The organism is Thermodesulfovibrionales bacterium (assembly GCA_026417875.1).
Taxonomy (GTDB): Bacteria; Nitrospirota; Thermodesulfovibrionia; order Thermodesulfovibrionales; family CALJEL01; genus CALJEL01.
Genome location: JAOACK010000059.1, coordinates 1 through 11126 on the forward strand (window position 1 = coordinate 1; position 11126 = coordinate 11126).

At 39.5% G+C, this 11126-nt stretch carries 11 protein-coding genes; 8 read left to right on the plus strand and 3 right to left on the minus strand.

Annotation, left to right across the window (positions count from 1 at the left end):
* The coding region (locus tag N2257_09150) for a ferrous iron transport protein A (GenBank protein MCX7794550.1) at positions 1–291 on the plus strand (291 nt) is incomplete at its 5' end.
* Here the strand turns inward: N2257_09150 and N2257_09155 are convergent.
* From N2257_09155 to N2257_09165, 3 genes are read right to left on the minus strand one after another with little or no spacing between them, the layout of a single operon-like run.
* Entirely contained in the window at positions 236–2206 is a 1971-nt protein-coding gene (locus N2257_09155; GenBank protein ID MCX7794551.1) for an ATP-binding protein, read from the minus strand. The two genes, N2257_09150 and N2257_09155, sit on opposite strands and share 56 nt — an antisense overlap.
* Positions 2203–3096: a phosphate/phosphite/phosphonate ABC transporter substrate-binding protein gene (locus N2257_09160; GenBank protein MCX7794552.1), complete on the minus strand. Its 894-nt coding sequence runs from the start codon at positions 3094–3096 to the stop codon at positions 2203–2205. The genes N2257_09155 and N2257_09160 overlap by 4 nt, the downstream gene beginning before the upstream one ends.
* Positions 3096–4019, minus strand: a complete 924-nt coding sequence (locus N2257_09165; GenBank protein MCX7794553.1) for a hypothetical protein — start codon at positions 4017–4019, stop codon at positions 3096–3098. Before N2257_09165 ends, N2257_09160 begins: the two co-directional genes overlap by 1 nt.
* Positions 4020–4164: 145 nt before the next feature.
* Between N2257_09165 and ychF the strand changes: the two genes are divergently transcribed.
* The 7 genes from ychF to N2257_09200 all read left to right on the plus strand — a co-directional run.
* The gene (ychF, locus tag N2257_09170; protein MCX7794554.1) at positions 4165–5265 is read left to right on the plus strand and encodes a redox-regulated ATPase YchF; all 1101 of its coding nucleotides are present in this window, start codon (positions 4165–4167) and stop codon (positions 5263–5265) included.
* A gap of 3 nt (positions 5266–5268) precedes the next feature.
* Positions 5269–6252, plus strand: coding sequence for an ATP-binding cassette domain-containing protein (locus N2257_09175; protein ID MCX7794555.1), 984 nt, complete (start codon positions 5269–5271; stop codon positions 6250–6252).
* Complete coding sequence (locus tag N2257_09180) at positions 6239–6997, plus strand: ABC transporter permease (GenBank protein ID MCX7794556.1); 759 nt, start codon at positions 6239–6241, stop codon at positions 6995–6997. Before N2257_09175 ends, N2257_09180 begins: the two co-directional genes overlap by 14 nt.
* Entirely contained in the window at positions 6997–7761 is a 765-nt protein-coding gene (locus tag N2257_09185; protein MCX7794557.1) for a DUF3786 domain-containing protein, read from the plus strand. The genes N2257_09180 and N2257_09185 overlap by 1 nt, the downstream gene beginning before the upstream one ends.
* A 331-nt stretch (positions 7762–8092) precedes the next feature.
* Positions 8093–8959 carry a putative 4-hydroxybenzoate polyprenyltransferase gene (gene ubiA, locus N2257_09190; protein ID MCX7794558.1) on the plus strand — a complete coding sequence of 289 codons (867 nt, stop codon included), beginning with the start codon at positions 8093–8095 and terminating at the stop codon, positions 8957–8959.
* On the plus strand, positions 8960–10372 hold the full coding sequence (locus N2257_09195) for a GAF domain-containing sensor histidine kinase (GenBank protein ID MCX7794559.1): 1413 nt from the start codon (positions 8960–8962) through the stop codon (positions 10370–10372).
* Positions 10338–11126: response regulator (locus N2257_09200; protein ID MCX7794560.1), on the plus strand; the 789-nt coding region annotated here is incomplete at its 3' end. The genes N2257_09195 and N2257_09200, both read left to right, overlap by 35 nt.

The following is an 11126-nucleotide window of genomic DNA, read 5'->3' on the forward strand; positions in this document are numbered from 1 at the left end:
CCTCATGGAAAAGCAATACCGAGGGGTGAATGCTGTAAAAAGTATCGTGTGGAGCTTGAACCTCTTGTAACAAGGCTTTCCACTATAGAGCCTGGTACAGAGGTTAAGATAGTCTTTATAGTACCCTCTCAGAAGGGGAGTGTTGTGAAACTTTCATCAGTGGGCATAATTCCAGGTGCGAGAATAAAACTCCTTCAGAAAAAACCAACCATAGTGCTCCAGGTTGAAGAGACAGTTATAGCAATTGATCCTGAGATTGCTGATGAGATACTTGTGAGGAAAATTGCCTGACAGGAAGGAAGACGCTAAATTTTGTTCCTTTGTTTACTTCGCTCTTCACATCTATCCATCCACCGTGACTATCAATAATTTTATAACTTATTGAAAGACCCAGACCTGTCCCTTTCTCCTTTTTTGTTGTAAAGAATGGTTCAAAGATCCTGGGAAGTATTTCTGGCGTGATACCGTGTCCTGTATCTTCAACATCAATATAAACATTTTCTTTATCAAGAAGACCGGTCCTGATTGTCAGTGTGCCACCATCAGGCATTGCATGAATAGCATTATTTATGAGATTCAGGAAGACCTGTTTTAGCTGATTGTGGTCTCCCTGGATAGTGGGTATCTGTCCGAAATCCTCTATTACATTTATATTGCTGTGTTTGAGCTGGAGAGAAGCAAGCTTAAGGACTTCCTGAAGAAGAAGATTCAGGTTGACTTCTTCTATGTTTATTGACCTTTTCCTGGCAAATTCAAGGAGCTGATTTACTATCTCCTTTGCTCTGAGGGATTCCTGCTCAATGATCTTAAGATCCTTTTTGATGGTTTCAATGTCAGTCTCCTCCTGGGATAATTCAGAAAATCCAATTATACTTGTTAGAGGATTGTTCAGTTCGTGTGCAATATTGGATGCCATTTCACCAAGGGCAGCAAGCTTTGCAGCCTGGATGAGCTGTTCCTGTGTCTGCTGAAGCTCCCTCATCTGAGTTCTTAGGTTCTCCATAAGCTTTACATTTATAAAGGAAACAGATATTATATTGGAAAGTATAGCAGCTATATTGATGTCAGTCTGATCAAATATCCCGTTTTTTTTATTAAGTACCAACAGAAGACCTGAAAGCTTTTCCTGTTCCTTTATCCATATAAGTAGAGCAGGTTCATGAAGATTGTCAAAAAAGTTCCCCTTTATGGAAGGAGCTGATGTAACTGTGTATATTGCTGGCTCTTTTTTATAATAAAGATAGAGGGCTTCCATCTCCTTTTCCTTTATTCTCATCTCGTGATTGCTAATATTGACGAATCCATCGCCTTGCCTGACAAATATTTTACAATCATTAGCATCGAAGAGTTCTTTTACAATTTCCGTGAGCTCACTATAGGGCATCCCTTCCTCTGTAAGGGCATAAAGGGGTATGGTCGCCCTGTAAAGATGGGATAGTCTTTTCGTGAATCCCAGCAGCTCATCATGATTTTTCTTGAGTGTTATGCTCATATCATTGAAGGCATCGGAGAGATCTCTAAATTCATCTTTATAAGGATAACTGGCTGTGACACCAAGTCTTCCTGACTTGAGTTCCTTTGTGGCATTTATGAGAATTCTTATAGATTTTGTTATCTGCCCTGTAAATATAAGAGCAACAATTAATGCTGCAATAAATGCAAGTGATAGAGTTACGAATAATATTATCCTGGAGTTATTTATCTCTTTCAGGGCGGTTACAGTCTTCGTATAAAGCCTCTGGTCTGCAGTAAAGGCCATTTCTTGAACCATGCTAAGAAGGGTATTACCCAGTGTTATTGCAACAAGTCTTAATCTCTCAATCCTCTCTCTGTTCGCAGTTGTGGTAATAAGGGCACTCAGGGCATCCTTATACTGTTCCACCATATCACTTAGACTGTTAAGTTTTTCAGTGAGATATTTACTGTGATGGCAGGATTTGCAGCTCTGTACAGATCTGTCAAGATCAGATACATGTTCAACTATGACATCCAATTCGCTTCCGAAAGCAGTTCCTATGGTATAGAGATGGGTCTGAACAGTCTGGGTATTTATAACAAGATTCTGCCTGATTATTTCTACTCTGTGGAGACTTATAACGGTTTCAAGGTCTGTAGTAGTTTTATAGATATAATACACCGTTATCCCCACCCCGGTGGAAAAGAGTATAAAAAGCAGACCCAGAGATATAAACAGTCTTCTTTTCATCTGTATCTGTAAGTCTTTATATCAATATTGGCTTTTTTAAGAAGATTATAGACTGATTCAAAATCCTCTTTTGAGGCAGAAACGAATCTGAGAGCTCCGAGTTTCTCAAGAATCTTTTTTCCTTCAGGATCTCTATCCATTGTAAGAAGTATATATTTAATTTTTTCCCTGAGTCCCTTTTCGAGTTTTTTTGAAAGACAGAGTGTAACATCCGGAAGAGCACTGGAGCGTGCAATGATCAGTATCTCGTTTTCTATCAAAGGATCCTTTTTAATCCTTTCTTTTATGATCTTATTCTTTGCCACGCCTATATCAGCCCTTCCATCAAGGACACTTAAAAGTGCTGAGTCATGACTTCCTGTAAAGTAATATTCCTTGAAATAATCAAGAGGGTTTTCTATACCATGCTCTCTCAGATAGGCAAGGGCGAAGATATAGCCTGTGGCGGTGGCTCTATCCACAAAGGCAATGGTTTTACCCCTCATATCCTTAACGTTATTTATGCCGCTATCTTTTCTAACAAAGATATAACCTTCTGCACTTGAGGTTCCATCTAAATTTACTGGTCTTGCAACAGGTTCCACTCCTAGTTTTTCCATTGCAAGGACAGCGGTGAAGGCTCCGAAAAAAGCTCCATCAAGATTTCTCGTTACAAATCTATCTATAATATCTCCGTATCTGCTCAGGATAGTAAATCTTGTATTTATATTCAAGCGAGAGGTGAGGTATTCTCCGAGAGGTCTATATCTATCCATCTGCCTGAAGATATTTTCTTCAGGAATAAGACCTATCAGGATTTCCTTTCTTTTATTTTCTTCGGAAAAACAGTTAGAGTTAATCAGGAGGATAAAGATGAATATTGAGGTTAAGCTTGAGATTGTGAACCCCATCAGTTGATCACCTCAGTTGACTCTGTAAGTAAATCAGCAGGTATACGGAGATTGAGTCGCTGGGCTTCACCAATAGCAAAGATAAGTTCCATATCAGCACTGGAATCCCTAACAATCTCATGAGGTTTCTTTCCTTTCAGTATTGCTTGTATAATAGCAGCGGTCTTTTCAGCCTGTTTCTTAGCTGAAGGATAAAGGGTTATTACAGGTTTTGCATCCTTCCTGGGAAGAAGTGATGCCACAGGCACTCCGTATTCTCGTAATTCTGAAAGAGCTATATTTGCTATGCTGCTTGTTGTAAAGATAATAGCATCTAAACTTACATCTCTGAGTATGTCTTTCATATCAGATGGTTTTTTTATACCGATCCTTAAGACATTTATCTTATAATAAGGACAGCATTTCATTATCTCATTGAGCTGGTGAACGGAATCACTTTCTAATGGATTATAAACTACACCTATTGTTCTTATTTCCTTCATGCTGTTAAGATAGCGTGTGATGCTTGAGATTGGCGTTTTGAATTCAACGCCTGTGCTATTTCTGGTTCTGTATTTTTCAAGAGCAGGACTGTATCCTGCAGCATATACAACAGGCTGGTCAGGTCTTTCTTTCAGGGCTGCAATCGTTGCCTCGGTTCCATAACATAATATTATATCCACATTAAGGGCGATGAGTTTTCTTGCTGCATTGCTCAAGGCGATGGGATCAGGAAAGGGTTTCTGAATTAAAAAATCTACCTGGCCTGCCAGGATAAGGGCCTCAATTTTTTTTAGAAAATGGGAATGAATATCTTCGTAATAGGGAATATTTGATGGAAGTATAACACCTATGGTTTTTTTATCAGAGGCAGAGGAATCTTTAATAAATAAGAAGACAGATAGAAGGATGAAAGTAAGAACTGTAATCTTTAATAATCTCATAAATTTTTTTTTAATTCGCCCAGGCTCCCGCTTGGAAGCTATTTTTTTGTTATAATACCATAATTAAAAAAAATTTTTAAGCCTTAAAGGTTTTTTTTTCTTTAAAAAACTATTTAGCTTAGGGCAAAATTTCCTGAAGGATACTGTGAAATTACCAATTACAGGACTGGCAAATTCTGGAAAGACCACAATATTTAATGCCCTTACCGGACTTGGCCTTCCTACGTCTTTATATATTACGAGAGAGATGGAACCACATATTGCCACGGTAAAGGTACCTGATAGAAGGCTTGAGACTCTGGCAAGTATATTCAAGCCTGCAAGGGTTATCCCTGCAACAGTAGAGTACATCGATTATATAGGTCTTACAAGGGGCGATGTAGCTCACAACAGAAAGGTTTTTGACCTTGTGAGGGATTCTGATTCCATAGTGCATGTTGTGAGGGCCTTTGAGAATGAAGCTGTTATTCATCCTCTGGGTAATACAGACCCGCTGAGAGACCTTGAGGCAGTTGAATTTGAATTTATATTCGGTGATCTCGAGCTTGTTATGAAGAGGCTCCAGAGAATTGAGGAGGCTAAGAAAAAAGGAAAGAAACCATCAGAGGAGGAGATAAAGGTTCTTCTAAAATGCAGGGATGCCCTGGAATCTGAAAAACCTTTAAGATTTGTGCAATTTAGCGAAGAAGAACAGAAGATACTGAGACCCGTGCAGTTCCTCTCCGATAAACCAGAGGTTGTTGTTTTTAATACCGATGAATACATGAACTCCAGGGACAGGGAATCTCTAATTGAAGGTGCGGAGAAATATTTTCAGAAATTCAGTTCCACTTTCAAAGAGAAGGTAAGGATAATAGCTCTTTCAGGCAAGATTGAAATGGAGCTTTCACAGATGACCCCTGAAGAGCAGATGGAATTCCTTTCGGGTCTCGGTATAGATGAACCGGCACTGAATAAACTTATCAGAATTTCCTACGGTCTTTTGAATTATATCTCATTTTTTACTGTGGGTGAAGATGAGGTAAGGGCATGGACAATAAAGGATGGGACAAGTGCCCAGAAGGCAGCCGGAAAGATTCATTCAGATATGGAGAGGGGATTCATAAGGGCAGAGGTGGTTAGCTTTGATGACTTTATAAAGGAAGGCAGCCTTGCTATATTAAGGGAAAAGGGACTTCTCAGGCTTGAGGGCAAAGATTACATTGTAAGGGATGGAGATATAATTAATTTCAGATTTCATGTGTGATATATGGCATCTATCATAAAAACTGAATCACTTGTAAAGGACTTCGGAAAACTGAGGGCAGTCGATAATCTCAATCTTGAGGTTCAGGAAGGAACTATATTCGGGTTCCTCGGTCCAAACGGTGCGGGAAAGACCACAACCATTAATATACTCTGTACGCTCCTTAAGCCAACCTCTGGAAGGGCTTATATAAACGGATATGACTGTGTAAGAGAATCTGCCAGGGTGAGAAGTTCAATCGGAATAGTCTTTCAGGATACGACCCTTGATAAGGACCTTACGGCTTACGAGAATCTTCTCTTTCATTCTTATCTTTACGGATTGAACAGGGAGAGGGCAAAAAAAAGGATAGAAGAGCTTCTGCACTTTATGGATCTCTATGAAAGAAAGGATGAACCTGTAAGGAGATTCTCAGGTGGTATGAAGAGGCGTCTTGAGGTTGCGAGGGGTCTGATGCATTATCCCAGGGTGCTTTTTCTTGATGAACCTACCCTCGGGCTCGATCCTCAGTCCAGGGCAGGGCTCTGGGAACATATTGTAAGGCTACCTGAGACACACAATGTTACTGTATTCATGACAACCCATTATATGGATGAAGCAGAGGTCTGTAATAGAGTAGCCATTATTGATCACGGAAGGATAATAGCTGAAGGTTCTCCAGAAGAGCTCAAAAGATTGGTAGGAGGAGATGTTGTTTATCTCAGGACAAAAGACAATAAAAAGGCAATGGAAATATTAAGCGAGAGGATTAAGGCTGAAACCGGTGAGAGGGATGGAGAAATATTCGTACACGGCATAAAGGGTGATATGTGCATACCTGAACTGATAAAGATTCTCGGAGACCAGGTGATATCAGTAAGACTCCAGAGGCCAACCCTTAATGATGTCTTTTTAAAACTCACCGGAAGACAGATAAGGGATACTGCACCTGAAGACGAGTTTAAGGAATCCATCAGGGCATACAGGAGGCGTTTTGACAGAGGTTAAGGTTGTATATGTAATTATAATGCGAGAACTAATAAAATTCTTCAGAGAGAAGGGCAGACTGATCTCCACAATGGTAAGACCACTTATATGGTTGTTCTTTGTGGGTATGGGAATATCACGGCTTGTTCCTCAGGATGTAACAGGTACTGACTATTTAAGATTTATATTTCCCGGGATTATAGGAATGACTGTGCTTTTCAGTGCTATATTTTCTTCTATATCAATAATATGGGATAAGGAATTCGGATTTTTAAAAGAGATACTCGTTGCTCCTGTATCGAGATTCTCTATAGTCCTTGGAAAGGCGCTGAGTGGAACAATTCTTTCCACAATACAAGCCATGCTGATCATGATTCTCTCACCCCTTATCGGAATCTATCCGACACTCTGGGATATTGTCAATTCATTTTTTATGATAATGCTCCTTTCCTTCTCTATTGCAACACTTGGCATTGTGATAGCCTCTTTTTATGAAAGTCTTGAGAGCTTCAGCATGATTATGAATTTCATTGTTATGCCGATGTTCTTTCTTTCGGGAGCAATGTATCCTCTGAAGAAACTGCCCCTGGTTCTTAAATATGCCGCAACGGTCAATCCCCTTACCTATGGAATTGATGGACTGAAACATATCCTTTTGAACCATGCTGTCTTTGACTTCCCTCTCTATCTTGATATACTCGTACTGGCTCTTTCATCTTTAATCTTTTTATCCCTCTCTACCTACATTTTTGAAAGGAGTGGATAATGAAAGAGCTTGAGATTTACAAACTCCTTCCAGGCAAAAACTGCAGGGAATGTTCTCCAGGCACATGCATGGCCTTTGCAATTAAAGTGAATAGAGAACCCTCTCTGCTTGATGAATGTCCCTATATGGAGCATGAAAAGAGGAATTACCTTAGAGCTCATCTCATTAAGTCTGACTGGAGAGACAATCTCATAGAGTCTCTTAAGAAAGAGGTTTCCAGGATAAATTTTAATGACATAGCCGCTCATCTCGGTGCTGGGCTTACTGAAGATGGATTGTTCATAAGATGTATTGGCAGGGATTATCTAATAAAAAGGGATGGCTCTGTTATTCCAGAGGTAGAAAACAAATGGATCAAAATACTGCTTCTTCATTATATAAGAACAGGTGGAAGGGGTAATTTTACGGGCAGATGGATATCCTTCTCAGAGATGAGGGGTGGTCTTCTTAAGGCATCCACATTCCAGAGGGATTGCGAATCTCCTTTAAGGGAAATCTTTGACATTAATCCCTGCAGGATCCTTAAAGTTTTTGAAAGCCTCGGAGGTAAAAATCTGGAGGGCTATCCAGCGGATCTTGCAATTACTCTGGATCTTCTGCCAAAGATAAGAACACTAATACTTTATTCAAGGGCAGATGAAGAATTTCTTTCATCCCTGAAGATACTCTTTGATGCCATAACACCTGAATTTCTTGATGTGGAATCAATTATATTTCTTCTTGAGGGACTGGTGCATACAGTTAAGTATATGACATTAACTTAAATCTGCATCGCTTCTCCATGAAAAAATATTTTACATTTTTTATAAATTCTTTTGATAATAGATGTGGCTTCATGAACCGCCACTCAGCATCGTGATTGCTCCTAAATTTCTTGTGATTGCCTTTTCAATTAATGGGTTTTTCTAGTTCACTATTACAAGAGCATCAAGATCTGACGTTCTCATAGCCTCCTCTTATTCTGGTTCCTGATCCTTTCAGCGAAGAGCCCTTTTACTTTTAAAAGGATTTTTTCTAGTGCATCTTTTACAATCCATGTCATAGCCTCTTTTACCAATATCTCTGGTATAATAATTTAACGTGATAAGCGAAAAGATGATGGTTTCAAAGATTTTTGAGAGATTGTCCGCATATCTGAGAATGATTAAATTTTCTCATTCTGTCTTTGCCCTTCCTTTTGCTCTCACCTCAGCCTTTATTGCATCAGATGGTTTTCCTGAACTTGAGAAATTCATCTGGATAGTTATTGCCATGGTTTCTGCAAGAACTGCTGCCATGGGCTTAAACAGGATAATAGACAGGCACATAGATAAAGCTAATCCCAGGACATCCATGAGAGAGATACCTTCAGGAAAGGTAAGCACCCTTGAAGCATCGGGGCTGGTGTTAATAGCAACTGCTTTTTTTATATTGTCAGCTTGGAAACTGAACCCTCTCTGTTTTAAATTATCCTTTTTAGCCCTCGGGTTTATATTTCTTTATTCCTACACAAAGAGATTTACATCATTAAGCCATCTTTTTCTTGGTGTCACCATATCTGCAGCACCGCTTGGTGCCTGGATAGCTGTTACAGGAAGTTTCGATCCCAGGATACTTAGCCTGGGCTTCTCTGTAGCCTTATGGATTGCTGGCTTCGATATCCTCTATGCCCTTCAGGATGTGGACTTTGACAGGAAGTACGGTCTTTATTCTATACCAGCAAGACTTGGGATCAGCAGGGCAATTCTTATATCAAGAATTTTTCATATAATCTCCTGGTCTTTGCTTTTCATGACAGGTCTTTTATTTGAACTCAGGAGCTGGTTCTTTGGAGGTGTGGTTTTTGCTGGTTTGATACTCTTTTATGAACACAGGCTTGTAAGACCTGATGACCTGAGCAGACTGAATATAGCCTTCTTCAATATGAACGGATATCTGAGCCTTGTGGTCCTTGTCTTTACCCTGATTTCCTATATAACTTAGATGAAGAGTGATAAAAATATAGAACTCTCTACCCTTTATGAAGTATCCCGCCTGATTACTCAATCTATTAATTTTGAGAATCCATATAATTCAATATGTGAGATAGTGCGGGATTATTATGGATTAAAGAGCTGCTGGATAGGACTTATTGAGCAAGGGTCTTTTGATATAAGACCTGCAGGTTATTCTGGCTTTGAGGATGGTTATTTCTCAACTAAGCATTTTAGATGGGATGACTCTTCTGATGGGAGAAATCCTGCTGGCATCTCAATCAGGACAAAAAAACCCTATCTTTTAGAGATTAATGAACCTGATCTTAAGCACCATGAAGAGACAAAAGAGACGGGATATACCTCAGTGTTTGCTGTGCCTCTTCTTTACGGAGGAGATGAGTGCATAGGAACATTCGTTTTTTATAGTGAAGAAAGAGATTTTTTTACATCTTCCCGGATTGGAACACTGAGGATTATTTCCAATCAGGCAGCCCTTGCTGTAAAAAACAGGCTTATAATGGAACATCTGGAAGATGAAGTCAGAAAGAGGACAGAGGAACTTGAGGTAGCAAATATCCAGATGAAGGCACTGAATGAAGAGTTAAACAAAAAGACCATAGAGCTGGAGATGGCAAGACAGTTTGCAGAAAGGGCAAGCAGGGCAAAGTCAGAATTTCTCGCAAATATAAATCATGAGCTCAGAACTCCCCTCAATTCCATTCTTGGTTTTTCTAGGATACTTCTTGACAATCTTTATGGTGAACTAAATGATGCCCAGCGGGATTATATAAAGGAAATCTATGAAAGCGGTCAGAGACTTCTTACAGTAGTCAATGAGATGCTTGATTTTGCCGCTCTTGAGAAGAGGGATATGAGTCTTTCCTATAGTTCTTTCAGACTAAAGGACCTGGTCGAATCAGCCTTCAATTTCTTCAGTTCAAAGGCCAGGAAGAAATCTCTTTCCTATAAATTTATATATAAACTTCCAGATGAGTTTATGATTGAGGCTGACAGGATAAAACTCAAAGATATACTCATGCACCTCCTGAGCAATGCTATAAAATTCACTCCTCTTCATGGCTCTGTTATTCTTTCAGTGAAAAAGTCTTCTTACAATGCTCCTCATGAGCCTGAATTTATAGAATTTTCAGTTAAGGATACGGGTAAAGGTATAAATCCTGTTGACATTCCCAGGATTTTTGAGGGGTTTACTGTTCTTTCCTCTCCCTATACAAAATCCTATGAGGGTATAGGTTTAGGACTTGCACTTGTTAAGAGATTTGTGGAGATGCACGGTGGAAGGCTGAATGTTGAGAGTGAGCCAGGAAGGGGCAGTACATTTATATTTGAGCTTCCGGCAAAACAATGGATACACGGGGGAAAAGATGGACAAGAAAAGAAAGATACTTTGCGTGGATGACGAACCTGTAAATCTGAGACTCCTTGAATCTATCCTCTCATTAAAGGGATACGAGGTTCTCACTGCTGAGAGCGGGGCGTCGGCACTGGAAAAAATAAGAGGTAATCATATAGATCTTGTTCTGCTTGACGTAATGATGCCAGGTATGAACGGTTATGAGGTTTGCAGAACCATTAAAGGAGATGAATCACTGAGACACATTCCGGTTATTATGATTACTGCTCTCACCTCAAAGGAAGACAGGATAAAAGGAATAGAGGCCGGTGCTGAGGATTTCATCTCAAAGCCCTTCGATAGTGATGAGGTCCTTGCAAGGATCAGGATGCTTCTCAGGGTAAAGGACCTTACAGAGAGACTAACCGCTTCCTACAATACAATAAATCATTTGATTGTAGCAGGTGAGGAACTTCTTAAAACCCTGGATCCTCAGAAATGGGAACTAATGCCAGCCATTGAGAATATAGTTTTTCAAATTATCAGAAAATCAGAAAATGAAGAGAGACCGGAAGCAATAATAATAAACACTGGCATAGGTGATTCAAGGATGTGGTATCTCTATGAATCAAAAGGTGGAAGGATAAGTAAAACCGAGCTTTCCGGAGATACCATACCACATCACAGATGTGAGGTAGTAAAGGAACTGATTTATTTTAATGAAACAGATATGTTTAAACCGGAGTTAGCAAATATAATTGCAAAGTTAAAAAAATTGTATCCACCTCTATCAAATCTGTCTCTTATACACATCTCCGAG

Coding starts and splice junctions, on each gene's coding strand:
- N2257_09155 (MCX7794551.1), bottom strand. CDS start 2,206: ATGAAAAGAAGACTGTTTATATCTCTGGGTCTGCTTTTTATACTCTTT.
- N2257_09160 (MCX7794552.1), bottom strand. CDS start 3,096: ATGGGGTTCACAATCTCAAGCTTAACCTCAATATTCATCTTTATCCTC.
- N2257_09165 (MCX7794553.1), bottom strand. CDS start 4,019: ATGAGATTATTAAAGATTACAGTTCTTACTTTCATCCTTCTATCTGTC.
- N2257_09175 (MCX7794555.1), top strand. CDS start 5,269: ATGGCATCTATCATAAAAACTGAATCACTTGTAAAGGACTTCGGAAAA.
- N2257_09185 (MCX7794557.1), top strand. CDS start 6,997: ATGAAAGAGCTTGAGATTTACAAACTCCTTCCAGGCAAAAACTGCAGG.
- ubiA (MCX7794558.1), top strand. CDS start 8,093: ATGATGGTTTCAAAGATTTTTGAGAGATTGTCCGCATATCTGAGAATG.
- N2257_09195 (MCX7794559.1), top strand. CDS start 8,960: ATGAAGAGTGATAAAAATATAGAACTCTCTACCCTTTATGAAGTATCC.